The organism is Flavobacterium sp. (assembly GCF_047602195.1).
Classification (GTDB): Bacteria; Bacteroidota; Bacteroidia; order Flavobacteriales; family Flavobacteriaceae; genus Flavobacterium.
Genome location: NZ_JASGHW010000002.1, coordinates 265023 through 281749, shown reverse-complemented (window position 1 = coordinate 281749; position 16727 = coordinate 265023). Strand labels below are relative to the sequence as shown.

The 16727-nt window shown below is 49.3% G+C and carries 10 protein-coding genes; all 10 read left to right on the top strand.

Translation table 11 applies throughout. From position 1 onward, the window contains the following. Nucleotides 1-69: 69 nt before the first annotated feature. The 10 genes from QM717_RS02230 (at nucleotide 70) to QM717_RS02185 (ending at nucleotide 16702) form a co-directional block, all read left to right on the top strand. On the top strand, nucleotides 70-2370 hold the full coding sequence (locus QM717_RS02230; RefSeq protein ID WP_415034403.1) for an NADP-dependent malic enzyme: 2301 nt from the start codon (nucleotides 70-72) through the stop codon (nucleotides 2368-2370). A 66-nt stretch (nucleotides 2371-2436) separates the two neighbouring features. Beyond that, the gene (ruvA, locus tag QM717_RS02225; protein ID WP_415034401.1) at nucleotides 2437-3018 is read left to right on the top strand and encodes a Holliday junction branch migration protein RuvA; all 582 of its coding nucleotides are present in this window, start codon (nucleotides 2437-2439) and stop codon (nucleotides 3016-3018) included. Nucleotides 3019-3021: 3 nt separating this feature from the next. Continuing rightward, a complete protein-coding gene (gene sprA, locus QM717_RS02220) occupies nucleotides 3022-10392 on the top strand; it encodes a cell surface protein SprA (RefSeq protein WP_415034399.1) in 7371 nt (2456 codons plus the stop codon). A 66-nt stretch (nucleotides 10393-10458) separates the two neighbouring features. Next, a complete protein-coding gene (gene gcvH / locus QM717_RS02215) occupies nucleotides 10459-10839 on the top strand; it encodes a glycine cleavage system protein GcvH (RefSeq protein WP_415034397.1) in 381 nt (126 codons plus the stop codon). Next, entirely contained in the window at nucleotides 10811-11203 is a 393-nt protein-coding gene (locus tag QM717_RS02210; protein ID WP_415034395.1) for a VanZ family protein, read from the top strand. Before gcvH ends, QM717_RS02210 begins: the two co-directional genes overlap by 29 nt. A gap of 46 nt (nucleotides 11204-11249) precedes the next feature. Continuing rightward, on the top strand, nucleotides 11250-11993 hold the full coding sequence (deoC, locus tag QM717_RS02205) for a deoxyribose-phosphate aldolase (RefSeq protein WP_415034393.1): 744 nt from the start codon (nucleotides 11250-11252) through the stop codon (nucleotides 11991-11993). A 16-nt stretch (nucleotides 11994-12009) separates the two neighbouring features. Further along, nucleotides 12010-14139, top strand: a complete 2130-nt coding sequence (locus QM717_RS02200; RefSeq protein WP_415034391.1) for a gliding motility protein RemB — start codon at nucleotides 12010-12012, stop codon at nucleotides 14137-14139. Between the two features lies 1 nt (nucleotide 14140). Continuing rightward, nucleotides 14141-15133: a hypothetical protein gene (locus QM717_RS02195; protein WP_415034389.1), complete on the top strand. Its 993-nt coding sequence runs from the start codon at nucleotides 14141-14143 to the stop codon at nucleotides 15131-15133. Between the two features lie 76 nt (nucleotides 15134-15209). Further along, nucleotides 15210-16112: a heme o synthase gene (gene cyoE, locus QM717_RS02190; RefSeq protein ID WP_415034387.1), complete on the top strand. Its 903-nt coding sequence runs from the start codon at nucleotides 15210-15212 to the stop codon at nucleotides 16110-16112. Further along, nucleotides 16109-16702: a cytochrome c oxidase subunit 3 gene (locus QM717_RS02185; protein WP_415034385.1), complete on the top strand. Its 594-nt coding sequence runs from the start codon at nucleotides 16109-16111 to the stop codon at nucleotides 16700-16702. Before cyoE ends, QM717_RS02185 begins: the two co-directional genes overlap by 4 nt. Nucleotides 16703-16727: the final 25 nt, after the last annotated feature.

The window sequence follows — 16727 nt, the reverse complement described above, 5'->3', positions numbered from 1 at the left end:
ATTAACCCATAAAAGTTTCCTTTTTACACCGAGACGGTTACCTTTGTAAGTCGGAATAAATCCAGCGCTATGAACAGAAACAGCAAAAGAAGAGAAGCTTTACTATACCACGCCAAACCGCAACCGGGAAAAATCAAGGTTGTCCCAACCAAGAAATACGCCACGCAAAGGGATTTGTCACTCGCTTATTCGCCGGGTGTGGCCGAGCCCTGTCTCGAAATTGCCAAAGACGTCAACAACGTCTACAAATACACCGCAAAAGGAAACCTTGTCGCGGTAATCACCAACGGAACCGCAGTGCTTGGTCTGGGCGACATCGGTCCCGAAGCCTCCAAGCCGGTCATGGAAGGAAAAGGGTTGCTGTTTAAGATTTTCGCCGACATCGACGTGTTCGACATCGAAATCGACGCGAAGAACATCGACCAATTCGTCGAAACCGTCAAGAACATCGCCCCGACATTCGGCGGCATCAACCTCGAGGACATCAAGGCGCCCGAGTCTTTTGAAATCGAAAGACGACTCGTCGAAGAACTCAATATTCCGGTCATGCACGATGACCAGCACGGCACGGCAATCATTTCCTCGGCGGCGCTCATCAACGCGCTTGAACTTGCCGGAAAGAAAGTCGAAGATGTCAAAATTGTCGTCTCCGGTGCGGGTTCGGCGGCCTTGGCTTGTGCCAACTTGTACATTCTGCTCGGCGTTAAGGTCGAAAACATCATCATGTTCGACAAAGACGGCGTGCTTACCAACGACCGTAGCGATTTGTCGTCGCTCCAAAAAAGATATGCCAAAAACATCAAGGACAATTATACACTGGCCGAAGCGATGGTCGGCGCTGATATTTTCCTCGGGCTTTCTGCCGGAAACATCCTGACCCCAGAAATGTTGCTTACCATGGCCGACAACCCGATCGTATTCGCGATGGCGAACCCGGTTCCCGAAATCGATTACGATTTGGCCGTAGCGACCAGAAAAGACATCATCATGGCCACGGGCCGTTCGGACCATCCGAACCAGGTCAACAACGTACTAGGTTTCCCATACATTTTCCGCGGAGCACTCGATGTGCGCGCGACCAAGATCAACGAAGAAATGAAAATGGCGGCCGTCAAATCGTTGGCGGCGTTGGCCAAGGAATCGGTGCCCGAGCAGGTCAACATCGCTTATGGCGAGACCAAGCTTATTTTCGGGCGCGAATACATCATCCCCAAACCGTTCGATCCGCGTTTGATCACGATGGTCGCCCCGGCGGTGGCCAAGGCGGCGATGGATTCGGGGGTGGCTCTGCATCCGATTACCGATTGGGAAAAATACGAAGAAGAATTGCTCGAACGGTTGGGCTCCGACAACAAGATGGTGCGTTTGCTGACCAACCGTGCGCGCACCGAACCCAAACGTGTAGTGTTCGCCGAAGCGGACCACCTCGATGTGCTCAAGGCTGCACAAATCGTACTCGAAGAAGGCATCGGTTACCCGATTTTGCTTGGGAACCGCGAAGTGATTCTCGAACTCAAGGAAGAACTCGGTTTCGATGCCGAAGTGCCCATCTATGATCCGAAAACCAAAGAAGAAGACCAGCGTCGACTGCGCTATGCCGAGATTTTCTGGAAAGCCAGGCAACGCCGTGGCATTTCGTTGCTCGATGCACAGAAATGGATGCGCGAACGCAATTATTTCGCCGCGATGATGGTCAATGAAGGTGAGGCCGATGCGCTGGTGACGGGTTATTCGCGCAGTTATCCGTCGGTCGTTAAACCGATGATGCAACTCATTGGCAAGGCGCCGGGGATTTCGATCATCGCGACGACCAATATGATGATGACCAACCGCGGGCCGATGTTCCTGTCGGATACGGCCATCAATCCTGATCCAAGCTCGGACGATTTGGCGAAGATTGCGCTCATGACGGCCAAGACCGTCCGCATGTTCGGGATGGAACCGGTCATTGCGATGGTGTCGTTTTCGAATTTTGGTTCGTCGGCCGATCCGAATGCGTCGAAAGTGCGCGAATCGGTCGCTTACCTGCACAAATACTATCCGGATTTGATCGTCGACGGGGAAATCCAAGCCGATTTCGCACTCAACGCCGATATGCTCAAGGCCAAATTCCCGTTTTCAAAACTCGCAGGCAAGAAAGTCAATACGCTCATTTTTCCGAATTTGGAAGCGGCCAACATCACCTACAAAATGCTCAAGGAATTGTACAAGGTAGACTCGGTAGGCCCGATTATGCTGGGCATGGAGAAGCCGGTGCACATTTTCCAGCTCGGTGCAAGTGTCGAGGAAATGGTCAATATGGCAGCCGTCGCCGTGGTCGATGCGCAGGAAAAACACAAACGCATCCGCAACCTTCAGGTAAAAATTTAGCAGATCTAACCGAAAATTACCCCAATTAAAGATTTTTGCTATATTTGGGATTACTTTAACAGAGCGATGATAGCACATTTACAAGGGAAATTAGTTGAAAAAACGCCGACCGAAGTCGTGATTGATTGTGGTGGCGTTGGCTACCACGTTAACATTTCACTTCATACGTATTCCTTACTTCCCAAGACCGAAAACATCAAGCTTTTTACGTATTTACAGATCAAGGAAGACGCGCATACGTTGTTCGGATTCGTCGAAAAATCGGAGCGCGAAATCTTCAAGATGTTGCTGTCGGTTTCCGGTATTGGTGCGGGAATCGCGCGAACGATGTTGTCTTCGCTCGAGCCCAAACAGATCATCCAGGCATTGGCCGTGGGCGATATCGGAACCATCCAATCGATCAAGGGAATCGGGAACAAGACCGCACAGCGCGCCATCCTCGACCTCAAGGACAAAGTGTTAAAAGTCTATGATTTGGACGAAGTTTCGATGACGGCAAACAATACAAACAAGGATGAGGCGTTATCTGCTTTGGAGGTTTTGGGCTTTAACAAAAAATTGGCAGAGAAAGTCGTAGACCGCATCGCAAAAGACAGTCCGGAGGCCACTGTCGAAATGATTATCAAACAGGCATTAAAAAATTTATAATTCTTGAAAACATTCTACATAAACAAAATCGAATCGCTATTGAAAATCACTGGTTTTGCCCTGGTTTTTCTATGCAGTTTTGGTTTGCACGCACAGGTTGACGAAGAAACGGACGAAGAAGTCCAGGATTCCGTAAAGACAGGTTACACGGTTGGTGCGCTGCAAATGCAGAATCCACCAAGTATTATTGAAGCTTATACCTATGACCCGGTCACGAACCGTTATATTTATACCCATTCGGTCGATGGATTCAACATCAATTATCCGATTATCTTAACACCGGCCGAATACGACGAACTCGTGTTGCGCGAGTCAATGCGCAAGTATTTCCAGAAAAAATCGGATGCGATCGATGGCAAAAAAGAAGGGACGGCCGATGCCAAGAAAGATTTGTTGCCCAGGTACTACATCAACTCTGGTTTCTTCGAGACGATTTTTGGTAGCAATACGATAGATGTCAAACCGACAGGTTCGGTAGAAATTGACTTAGGCGTTCGTTACACCAAACAGGACAATCCGGCTTTTTCACCGCGAAACCGTTCGACGACCACCTTCGATTTTGACCAAAGGATCAGCATGAGTTTGATGGGGAAAGTCGGGACCCGATTGGGCGTGACGGCGAACTACGACACTGAATCGACTTTTGCGTTCCAAAACCTGATCAAGCTCGAATACACGCCTACCGAGGACGACATCATCCAGAAAATCGAGGTCGGTAACGTGAGTTTGCCGCTCAACAGTTCATTGATCCGTGGCGCGCAGAGCTTGTTTGGGGTCAAGGCGCAATTGCAGTTCGGAAGGACGACCATTACCGGGGTGTTTTCGGAACAGAAATCGCAAACCAAAACCGTGACGGCCCAAGGCGGATCGACGGTACAGGACTTTGATTTCTTTGCCTTGGAATACGACAATGACCGACATTTCTTCCTCTCGCAATATTTCAGAAACAAATACGACCAGTCGCTCAAGAACTATCCGTTCATCGACAGCCGTGTGCAGATCACGCGTATCGAGGTTTGGATCACCAACAAGCAGAACCGGATCAATACGACCAACAACAACCTGAGGAACATCATCGCGCTCCAGGATTTGGGGGAATCGCGACTTACCGATCCGACATCGAATACCTTGATTCCGGACAACCAACTCGTGATCGTGAATTCGCCGGCCGCACCGCCATCGAACTTCTTCGTGGCAGCACCTGATTCGCCGGTCGACAACAAGAACAACAAATACAACCCGGGATTGATTACCAGCGGTAATGGTATCCTGAATCCGGCCATCCGTGAAATCGCGACGGCTGATGCTGGTTTTACCGGTGTGGTTCCGGTGCAGGGACAGGATTATTCGAAGCTCGAAAATGCGCGAAAGTTGACCGCGAACGAGTATACGTTCCATCCGCAGCTCGGTTACATCTCGTTGCAGCAGCGTTTGAACAACGACGAAATTTTGGCCGTGGCCTACCAGTACACCATCGGTTCAACCGTGTACCAAGTCGGTGAATTCGGGAACGATGGCGTCGATGCCACACAAGTCGGACCGACCAATCCCGATACCGGACAGCCCGAAACCGTGACTTCGCAAACGCTGGTCCTCAAATTGCTCAAGAGCAGCTTGACCAATGTCGAGGCGCCGATCTGGAACTTGATGATGAAAAACATCTACCAGATTCCTGGGGCTTACCAATTGGAACAGGAAGATTTCCGATTCAACATTTTGTACGCCGATCCGTCGCCACTCAATTACATCAGCCCGGTGCTCGGGACACCGTTCCCGTCGAATCCGTTGCCCGAAGACCGTGTGGCCGAAACACCGTTGCTCAAGGTATTCGACGTCGATAAACTCAACTACAACAACGACCCACAGGCCGGCGGTGACGGTTTCTTCGATTTCCTTCCGGGCTTGACCGTCGACCAACAAAATGGCCGATTAATCTTTACGACAGTCGAACCATTCGGTAAGACCATTTTCGAAAAACTCCGATTGAACAATACGGAAAGTTATAACGGCGACCAGGCTTCCCTGATCGACTACAACGACAACCAAAGAAAATACGTTTTCAAAAGCCTGTACCGCAAAACCCAATCGCAGGCATTGCAGGACAGCGACAAGAACAAGTACCAATTGCGCGGTAAATTCAAGTCATCGGGCGGCGACGGCATCCCGATCGGGGCGTTCAACGTGCCGCGTGGATCGGTGGTCGTAACTGCCGGCGGACGTGTGCTCGTGGAAGGTGTGGATTACAGCGTGAATTACCAAGCCGGTCGTGTCCAGATTTTGGATCCGGCTTTGCAGGCTTCGAATACGCCGATCCAGGTTTCGGTCGAAAACAATTCAACTTTTGGTCAGCAGACCAGAAGGTTCTGGGGATTCAATGTCGAGCACAAATTCTCAGAGAATTTCATCATCGGCGGTACGTTCCTCAAGATGACCGAAAAACCGTTTACACAGAAATCGAGCTATGGCCAGGAATCGGTCAACAACACGATTTACGGATTCAATGCGAACTATTCGACAGAAGTTCCGTTCCTGACGCGAATGGTCAACAAATTGCCGAACATCGATACCGATGTGCCGTCGAACTTCTCGTTCCGTGGGGAAATCGCTTTCCTGAAACCCGATACCCCGAAAGCCGACCAATTCAATGGCGAGTCTACTTTATATGTGGATGACTTTGAGGGTTCGCAAACCACGATCGATTTGCGCACGCCTTCTTCCTGGTACTTGTCGGCGACCCCGATCAAACGCATCGGCGACCCGAATCTGTATCCTGATTTCGGCGGTAATGCAAACGATTTGAGTTATGGTTACAAGCGTGCGCGTTTGAACTGGTATACCATTGACCCGATTTTCTATGCACAAAGACCGGGCGGCATCAGCGTAGACGACATTTCATGGAACAATACGAGACAGATTTTGAGTACGGAATTGTATCCGAATACCGATATCGCGGTCGGCCAATTGGTCACCGTACCGACACTCGATTTGACCTATTATCCGCAAGAAAGGGGAATGTACAACAACAGTCCGACTTTTGGGGCCGATGCGCCGCAAGACAACTTCGGTGGAGTCACGCGCGCGCTGAGCTCGACCAACTTTGAACAGGGCAACGTGGAATACATCCAGTTTTGGATGCTCGACCCTTATGTGGGTTACAACGGGATTGGCAATGACAACGATCCGACCAATACGGGCCGTATTTTCTTCAACCTCGGTTCGATTTCGGAAGACATCCTCAAGGACCGCAGGAAACAATTCGAAAACGGTTTGCCTGAAGCCGGCGGTGCACAACAAACCATCGCAACGATTTGGGGTAAATTGCCCTATTCGCAGTCGCTCGTGTATGCGTTCGACACCAATGAAGGCAACCGCAGCGTACAGGATGTCGGGCTTGACGGCTTGAACGATTTCGAAGAAGCCGCCATCTACACCAACGGCCCGGCCAATGACCCTGCGGGGGACAACTACCAGTATTTCCTGGCAGCGACCGGAAACGTACTCGAGCGCTACAAAAACTACAACGGATTGCAAGGCAACTCACCGGTCAATGTATCGGATTCGAACCGCGGAAACACGACGGTTCCGGATGTAGAAGACATCAACCGTGACAATACCATGGACGAAATCGACGCCTATTACGAATACCACGTCGATATTTTCCCGAACATGCAAGTGGGCGCCTTATCGCCTTACATCACCAACGTCCAGCCAATCGTCGCACCGATTCCGGGTTCGGAAGCGCCAAGCGAGACCACGCCGGGACGATGGATCCAGTTCAAGATTCCGATTGCGCAGTTTGAAAACAAGGTCGGACCGATTTCCGATTTCACTTCGATCCGCTTCATGAGGATGTTCATGACCGGTTTCCAAAGACCGATCACGATCCGTTTCGGGGCACTCGATTTGGTCCGTGGCGAATGGAGAAGGTATACCTCGTCACTCGAGCCAGGTGACATCAATCCGGATGACGACGGTACCGATTTCGACGTAGAATCGGTCAACATCCAGGAGAATTCCGAAAGAGAGCCGATCCGTTATGTGTCGCCTCCGGGGGTTCAACGCGAACAGTTGTACAACAACAATACACTGATCAACCAGAACGAACAAGCCTTGGCTTTGCGTGTCAACGGCGACGGTTTGCAGCCGGGCGATTCAAGGGCGGTGTTCAAGAACGTCAGCGTAGACATGCGCCAGTTCAAGAAACTCAAGATGTTCCTGCACGCCGAAGCCATCACCGATGATCCGTCGCCTTTGGACAATGGTCAAATGGTCGGCTTCATCCGTTTCGGTAACGATTTTACCGAAAACTTTTACCAGATTGAGATTCCGCTCGATGTGACGCTTCCGGGCGCCTCGATTGCAGAATTGGTTTGGCCGGTCTCGAACGAAATCGACATGCCTTTGTCTTTGCTCACGCAACTCAAGATTTTATCAAGAAGTGCCGGGCCATTGGCACCGGGGCAAATCTTCTATATGACCGAAAACCAACTCGATAATTCAAGACAAGGCAAACTCAAGATTGGGGTGCGCGGGAATCCGAATTTCGGTTTGGTGCGTACGCTCATGGTCGGGGTCAAGAACGGATTGCCTGTCGGTCCGGACAGTCCCAACATCCGAGGCGAGGTTTGGTTCAACGAATTGCGTCTGGCCGAAATGGACAACAACGGCGGTATGGCCGCAGTGGTCAACATCGATGGTAATATTGCCGATTTCGCGACAGTTTCGGCGACAGGTAAAATCAGTACGGTTGGCTTTGGTACGCTCGAGCAAGGCCCGAATGAGCGCAGCCGTGAAGACTTGCAACAATACAACATCGTGACCAACTTGAACCTCGGCAAATTGCTTCCGAAGAAATGGGGCATCAACCTGCCGTTCAATTACGGGGTGGGCGAGGAGAAAATCACGCCGGAATACGATCCGTTCAACCAGGACATCAAACTCGATCAGGTGCTTGATGTAACGGCCGATAAGAATGAAAAAGACATCATCGAGAACCGTGCGATCGATTACACCAAACGCCAAAGCATCAACTTCATTGGGGTGCGAAAGGAACGCGGTGCCGAACAGAAACCACACATCTACGACCCGGAAAACCTTACGCTTTCGTACTCGTACAATGAAGTGAACCGCCACAATTTCGAGATCGAGAATTTCCGCGACCAGCAGGTCACCACCACGGTGGATTATGCGTTCAGTTTCCAGCCGAAAACGATCGAACCGTTCAAGAAAAGCAAGTTCTTCAAGAAAAGCGATTATTGGAAAATGCTCAGCGATTTCAATTTCAATTATTTGCCGTCGAATATCACGTTCAGTACGAACATCACGCGCCAATACAACAAGCAGCAGTTCCGCCAGATCGATGTGCAGGGCATCCCGCTCGATCCGTTGTACAGAAGGAATTTCTTGTTCAATTACCAATACGGTTTCAATTACAATTTGACCAAGGCGCTCAAAGTCAATTATACGGCGACTTCGAGCAACATCGTCCGCAACTACATGAAGGAAAACAACGAACCGGACAATACGGTGACAATTTGGGACGATTACTGGAATGTGGGTGACCCGAACCAGCACTCGCAACAGATTGTCGTCAATTATGACCTGCCGATCAATAAGATTCCGGCCTTGTCGTTCCTGAAGTCGACCTATTCCTATACCGGTGATTACAGTTGGCAAAGGGCGTCGGTGGCCTTGTCCGAAGTGGAAGTCGACGGGGTCAAGTACAACCTCGGTAACACGATCCAGAATGCCGCCTCGCACAAGCTCAACACGACCTTGAACATGGATGCATTCTATAAATACATCGGCCTGACCAAGAAACCGAAAACACCGGCCCGAAATGCACAGCCGGCCAAGGCACCAAAGCCAGGCGAAAAAGTGACCAATACGGCACAGCCTGCGGCCAACCAAGGCAATATTTTCCTCGACGGATTGATTGGCATCGCGACTTCGGTCAAGAACATTCAAGTCAATTATACTGAAAACCGCGGAACGGTCCTGCCGGGCTATTTGCCGGGATTGGGCTTCTTTGGTTCGTCCAAGCCGACGCTCGGATTCGTATTCGGTTCGCAGGACGACGTGCGTTACGAAGCGGCCAAGGCGGGTTATTTGACCAATTACCAGGATTTCAACCAGAACTATACGGCCATCAGCAGCAAGACGCTCAACATGACGGCCAATGTGGATTTGTTCCCGGATTTCAAGATTGACCTCAATGCCGATCGCACCTATGTGGAAAATTATTCGGAGCAGTTTGACGTTTCCGAAGATGGACAGTACAATTCACGTGCGCCGTATTCATTCGGTAACTTCTCGATTTCGACCGTGATGCTTTCGACCGCGTTCAAGACCAGCGACGAAATCAAATCTTCGGCGTTTGAGGATTTCAAGAACAACCGACTCATCATCGCGAACCGTTTGGCCGAACAATTCTATGGGACATCCAATGTGCCGAGATATGGTGAAGGCCAGTACCAGCTTCCGACCGACCCAGCCGATCCGAACTACAACATTTACCAGAACAACCTCGGTTATCCGGTAGGTTTCGGAAAAAACAACCAGGCGGTCTTGATCCCATCGTTCTTGTCGGCCTATACCGGTTTGATCAGCGGGGCGGCAGGTGAGGACACCAAGAAAATATCACTCGATGCCTTCCGCGACATCCCGATCCCGAACTGGACGATCAAGTACAGCGGGCTCATGCGTTACAAATTCTTCAAGGATCGTTTCAAACGTTTCTCTGTCCAGAACAGCTACAAGGCTTCGTATACGATCAATGCGTTCCGTTCGAACTTCGAATATGACAAAGCGCCAAGCGGCAGAAAAGCCGATGGCAGCTTGAATGTGGATGCCGGCGGAAACCTGTACAACAAGACCATTATCCAGAACATCAACCTTGTCGAGCAGTTCAGCCCACTGATGCGTATCGATATGGAATTCAAGAACTCGTTCAAGGTGTTGGCCGAAATGAAGAAAGACCGTGCGCTGTCGATGAGTTTCGACAACAACTTGCTCACCGAAGTCAAAGGCGTGGAATATGTGGTTGGTTTTGGCTACCGCATCAAGGACGTGATCATTTCGACACGTCTGGCCGATAACCCGAATGGCATCATCAAGAGCGACATCAACATCAAATTGGATGGATCTTATAGAAACAGCGAGACGATCGTGCGTTACCTCGATTACGACAACAACCAGTTGTCGGGCGGGCAAAACATGTGGTCGGCCAAGTTGACCGCCGATTATTCGTTCAGCAAAAACCTGACGGCGATTTTCTATTACGACCATTCGTTCTCTAAAGCGGTAATTTCCACTTCGTTCCCGATCACGAACATCAGGGCCGGATTTACGTTGCGTTACAACTTTGGAAATTAACCCTCAAAAATTTTAAAATGAGCTAGGCAAGCGTTACATTTGCCTTGAACAAAATAACTCACTAAAATGAACATACCAGCTAATTTAAAGTACACCAAAGACCACGAATGGGTGGCCCTCGACGGAGACATCGCTACAGTGGGAATCACCGATTTCGCACAAAAAGAACTCGGCGATATCGTTTATGTCGAAGTGGAAACGCTCGACCAAACCCTCGACAAAGATGTTGTTTTCGGCACCGTAGAAGCGGTAAAAACCGTATCCGATTTGTTCCTGCCTTTGGCTGGGGAAATCATCGAATTCAATGAAGAACTCGAAACTGCTCCTGAAACCGTCAACACCGATCCTTACGGAAAAGGTTGGATGATCAAAGTGAAGGTAAGCAACGCGGCAGATTTTGATGCTTTACTTTCAGCCGATGCCTACAAAGAACTTATTGGCGCATAAACATTTTTGGCTCACACTGGCCATTGTTTGGACACTGGTCATTGCGGTGCTGTGCCTGGTCAGTTTCAAGAAATTGCCCACGGTCAAACTCACCGGAGCCGATAAATATGTGCACGCCGTGTTTCATTTGGTGTTTACCGGATTGTGGTTTTTGTACTTGCGGTTCCAAAATGGCAGGGCGTTGGCCAAGGCTTTTTTCGCATCGGTGGCCTATGGCATCCTGATCGAAATCATGCAGGGGCTTTTCACCCAAACCCGCAAGGCCGACCTCAAAGATGTCCTCGCCAACATTACTGGCGCTTTACTCGCGGTGATGGTCATTTTGGCTTACGAAAAACTGCGCAAAAGAAAAGCGTACAATTAAAACAGAAATATGTCCCACTTCGGTGGGATTTTTTTATTTTTATCGCATGAAGATCAAACAGTATCTCGATTCGACTTATCTCAAGACCGCAGGCCAGGCTGGCCTCAGCGAAACGGAGAATGCAGCAGTCGCCCAAAAATTCATCCAGGAGGCGATCGATGAGCAGTTCAAGCTCATCATGATCCGTCCGGAACGGGTAGCGATGGCCAAAGAAATGATTGCCGCGGCCAAATCCAAGGTGACCATCGGGACGGTCATTGATTTTCCCGAAGGCCGTTCGCCGATCGAGCAAAAGTTAGCCGAAGCCAAGCAAGCGATTGCCGATGGGGCCGATGACCTCGATTTTGTTTGCAATTACGAAGCGTTTAAGAAAGGCGAAATCGGTTTGGTCAAGGAGGAAATCCTCAAAGGCACACAGATCGGACTCGAAAACCACAAGATTGTCAAATGGATCATCGAAGTAGCGGCGCTCAATCCGCAACAGATTGTCCAACTTTCCACGTTGATCAAAAACGTAGTCGTCGGCAATTTTAAGGAAGATTGCTACGACCAGGTTTTCGTCAAATCGTCGACCGGTTTTTACCAGACCGCAGACAATCAGCCCAACGGGGCTACCGTAGAAACCATCATCATGATGCTCGAAAATGCCTCGCCGCTTCCGGTCAAGGCGGCTGGTGGTGTGCGCACTTACGAGGAGGCGGTCCAGATGATCCAGCTCGGGGTCAAACGCATCGGGACATCTTCGGCCAAAGCCATTGCCAACGGACAGGTTTCCGACAGCATTTATTAATGTTACAGAAAAAAATATGAGACAACTTATTTCGGTTTTGCTTTTAACTGCAGGGATTTTTTCCGCCAAGGCGCAGCTCGTGGGCCAAGCCAGCGAACAATTTCCTGTTTTCCCGAATTGCCAAGGCCAAAAAGGCAAGGCGCTCGAAACCTGTTTTTACGCTCAAGTGCAGGATTTCGTGTACCACAATTTCAAAGTGCCGGCTGATTTGGAGAAAGATTTCAAAGGGTCGGTGATTGTGCTTTTTGAAGTCGACGCCGAAGGAAATTTCAAGCCGATTTATGTCGATGCGCCCAATGAAAAGCTATCGCAGGAAGGACGTCGCGTCTTTACCCAATTTCCAAAGGTTGGCCCGGCGACGTACAACGGCAACCCGGCTTATGTGAAATACACGATCAAGATTGCCATCCCGCTCCAAACATCTGCGCAGATTGCCGAAGAAAACGCCAAGAAAATCGAGGAAGAAAAGCAATTCGCCGCCACCAATTACACGAGAAACCGACACAATGAATTGTCGGAATACGACAGCATCAAATACCACAAGTTCAACGAACCCAAGTTTGAAAGCAACCTCAATATCCCGTTTTCGCACAGTTATTATGCGCAGTTCGACGATGCGATGAACCAGGTCGGAGCCAACAACCATACGGCTTCGAAACCGTATACGTACAAGGAGGTGGCGCGTTATTACAACCTGCGCGAGGCCAACGAAAAACTCATGAAAAGCAAAACCAGTTGGTTCGGGCGCAAACTGTGGAATGAAAACACGGTGCAGATCCAAGGCGAAGGTTATTGGTTTACGGTCAATCCTGTGTTCGATTTACAGATCGGACGGGCCAAAGGACGCGAATCGCGCAGCACGTACCTCAATACACGTGCCTTGCAAATCCAAGGTGGATTGGGCAAGGATGTCAACTTCACGACGACGATTTATGAAACCCAGGGCCGTTTCGCAGGCTATTACAACCGCTACGCCGAATCGATCCGTTCGCAATCGGGAAGCGATCCGGCCATTGTTCCGGGTGTCGGCGTGGCCAAGGATTTCGGGACCGATTCGTATGACATCCCGTCGGCGGAAGCCAACATTACTTATGCGCCGACCACTTGGTTCAACATCCAGATGGGCTATGGCCGCAATTTCATCGGGGACGGTTACCGTTCGCTCATTACGACCGACGGCGTGAGTCCGTATCCGTATTTCAAGCTCAATACGACGTTCTGGAAAATCAAGTACACCAATACTTATTTGTTTTTGAAAGATGTGCGTCCGGAAGTCACAGAAGACCGTACCTACAAAACCAAGTTCATGGCCAACCATTACCTGAGTTGGAATGCATCGAAAAGACTCAATATCGGGTTTTTCGAATCGGTGGTTTGGGCCAACACGAACGGACGTGGCTTTGATGCGAGTTTCCTGAATCCGATTATTTTTTACCGCTCGGTCGAATTTGCATCATCGGCACGAAGCGGAAATGCATTGTTGGGGCTCACCGGAAAGTACAAAATCAACAACCAGATCAATTTTTACACGCAGTTTTTGCTCGATGAATTCTCGCTCGGCGACATCAAAAGTGGCGACAAGAGTTGGAAGAACAAATTCGGTTATCAGGTCGGGGTCAAATATTTCAACGCCTTCAACATCGAAAATCTTTTGGTTCAAGCCGAATACAACCATGTGCGTCCGTATGTGTACGCGCACAGCGACCCGTTGACGAATTATGCGCACAGCAACCAAAGCCTCGGACACCAATGGGGCGGCAATTTCAGGGAAATCATCGCGATTGCTCGTTACCACAAAGGGCGTTATTTTGCCGATATGAAATTCACGATCGGGACACGCGGACTCGATTTCAATACGGCCACCGATACACTCAATTACGGCGGCAACATCTACCGCGATTATGACGAAGGCCGTGCACGCGACAAAGGCGTGACCATCGGGCAAGGAAACAAAACGAGTATTTTCATAGCCGATGTCCAGGCGGGTTATCTCGTGAATCCTGCGACCAATTTGAAAGTGTTTGCGAGTTACATCCACAGGAATTTTGATCCTTTGGTCAATACATTGGAAAATTTCAAGGAGACGACCAATTGGGTTTCTGTCGGAATCCGAAGCGATATCTTTAACTGGTATTACGACTATTAGGATGAAAGTTTATGTTGACGCAGCTTGCGACATCAAATATGCCTCTTTTTATGTGGAAGGCATTCGGCGATTCACGGGCGGCATGCCACAATTTACCTCGTCCTATTTCGGACAATTCGAGCTCAATAACCACTATTTTCCACTGGTTGTAGCGCATCAAAACGGTTTGTCGAAAATTATCATCGATTTTGCCGATGGCTGGTCGATCGACAGCAAGGCTTATGAATGGTGCGATTTGTATGCGAAAGTGAACATTGATTTCGCCGATGCGGACCGGTACGAAAAGTTGTTTTCCATCGGACCGAGTTTCGGGATCCGTACATTTTCGCCTGTGGGGACGGTCTTTTATTCCATCGTCAATTTTCTCAAGGCCAAGCACAGAATTCCCAACACCAAGACTTTCTTTGCCAACTACAATTCCCAGCGCCTGCGTTTTTCGATTGGGCACTACCGAAATGATAAGAAATCGAGCAACGATTATGTGTTTTTTGCTTCTTCGCTCTGGAAATCGGAGCCCGAAACCAATGCTTTCCGTGCGAATTTCATCCGCGCTTGCCAAAAAATCCTCGGTCCGAATTTCGAAGGTGGATTTGCACCCCGAACGCGAAACGATGTACCGGGTTATGAAGACTTGACCCTTTCGGGCCGCATCGGTGAGTCGGAGTATTTTGACAAATTGCGTGACTCGATGGCCGTTTTCAATACGCCCGCCGTTTTGCAATGCCACGGTTGGAAGCTTGGCGAATTCATGGCATTGAACAAGGCGATCATTTCGACACCGTTGGCGCGCAAACTTCCCAAGAACCTCGTTGACGGCGAAGATTTCCTTCTGACCGACGGAACGCAAAGCGATATGGAACACAAAATCCGGTTGCTGCTCGATAATCCCGAACTCAAAGTGAAGCTTGAACGCGCGTCGATTGCCTATTATAACGATTTTGTCGCGCCTGAAAAAGTGATTTCGTTGATTTTCGGCCAATTGGGAATCAAATAAATCGGTTGCCTTTTCCTGAAATTTGCTTGTCCAATCGCTTTCTATAAATTACCTTTGCGCCACTAATGAAACCGTTTTGAGCGCAACCGGAAATTCCTTCTCTGTAAAATCCATTTTCACCGATTTTAAAGAAATCACCAAGGCAGGATTGGCGATCAGCGTATTGTTCTCGTCGATTGCGGGGTATTTGCTCGGTTTTGATGCCGCGCATCCGTTCAGTTGGTTGACTTTGCTCATGCTCATGGTGGGCGGTTATTGTATGGTGGGCGCTTCGAATGCGTTCAACCAGGTCATCGAGAAAGACCTCGACGCGATGATGGACCGCACCAAGAACCGTCCGGTCCCTTCGGGCAGGATGACACCCAATGTCGCTTTGTTTATTGCGAGTCTGCTCACGATCATCGGTTTGGTTTTGCTGTACATGATCAATCCCAAAACGGCCATGTTCGGCGCGATTTCGATTTTTCTTTACACGAGCGTGTATACGCCTTTGAAAACGATGACGCCTTTGTCGGTTTTTGTGGGTGCGTTTCCGGGAGCGATCCCGTTTATGCTGGGCTGGGTGGCCGCTACCGATGATTTCGGGATCGAGGCCGGAACCTTGTTTTTGGTCCAGTTCTTTTGGCAGTTCCCGCATTTTTGGTCCATCGGTTGGTTTTTGTATGAAGATTACGAAAAAGCCGGATTTTTCATGTTGCCTTCGGGCAAGAAAGACCGTTCGACGGCACTCCAAACGATTTTGTATACGGTTTGGCTGATCATTGCTTCGCTGTTGCCGATGCTGGGCTATACCGGAAAATTATTCATTACGCCAATTTCTGCGGTGGTGGTTTTGCTGCTCGGCTTGTGGATGTTGTTTTTCGCCGTCCGATTATACAAGCAACGCACTGCAAAGGCGGCCAAGACGCTCATGCTCGTGAGCGTTTCCTACATTACCTTGTTACAAATCGTTTATATTTTAGATAAATTTTTCAGATGAGAGCACAATCTACCATGACCGTTGAGGAGCACAAGTCGCGTTCAGACCGTTCTTATAAATTGCTGTTGCTGTTTGCGATGGTGAGCATGACGATGATGTTTGCCGGATTGACGAGTGCTTTTGTGATCAGCAAGAGCCGCGCCGACTGGTTGCAGAATTTCCAGATGCCGGTCGCATTTTTTATCAGTACGGCCGTGATCATTGGTTGCAGCGTGACGTTTCATTTGGCCAAACTCGCGGTGAAGAAAGACAACCGCGGTGGGGTGACGTTGTGGTTGCTGGCCACTTTGGTGCTTGGGACGGCATTTGTATTCCTGCAATTTGCGGGTTTTGATGCCATCATCCAACAAGGTTATTATTTCACTGGAAGCGAAAGCAATATCACGACGACGTTTCTCTATGTGGTCACGATTGCCCATTTGGCGCACCTTGCGGGCGGGATGATTTCGCTTTTGATCATAATTTATAATCATTTTAAACAAAAATACAACTCCCGTCAAACCCTTGGAATAGAGCTTGGTGCAATGTATTGGCACTTCCTTGATTTGTTGTGGGTATATTTGTTTTTATTTTTATATTTCTTTAAATAAAAAAAAACGTAAATTTGGGAACTTT

Bases quoted from the DNA above. Each gene is read 5' to 3' on its own strand.
- QM717_RS02230 (WP_415034403.1), top strand. From the start codon at position 70: ATGAACAGAAACAGCAAAAGAAGAGAAGCTTTACTATACCACGCCAAA.
- ruvA (WP_415034401.1), top strand. From the start codon at position 2,437: ATGATAGCACATTTACAAGGGAAATTAGTTGAAAAAACGCCGACCGAA.
- gcvH (WP_415034397.1), top strand. From the start codon at position 10,459: ATGAACATACCAGCTAATTTAAAGTACACCAAAGACCACGAATGGGTG.
- QM717_RS02210 (WP_415034395.1), top strand. From the start codon at position 10,811: ATGCCTACAAAGAACTTATTGGCGCATAAACATTTTTGGCTCACACTG.
- deoC (WP_415034393.1), top strand. From the start codon at position 11,250: ATGAAGATCAAACAGTATCTCGATTCGACTTATCTCAAGACCGCAGGC.
- QM717_RS02200 (WP_415034391.1), top strand. From the start codon at position 12,010: ATGAGACAACTTATTTCGGTTTTGCTTTTAACTGCAGGGATTTTTTCC.
- QM717_RS02195 (WP_415034389.1), top strand. From the start codon at position 14,141: ATGAAAGTTTATGTTGACGCAGCTTGCGACATCAAATATGCCTCTTTT.
- QM717_RS02185 (WP_415034385.1), top strand. From the start codon at position 16,109: ATGAGAGCACAATCTACCATGACCGTTGAGGAGCACAAGTCGCGTTCA.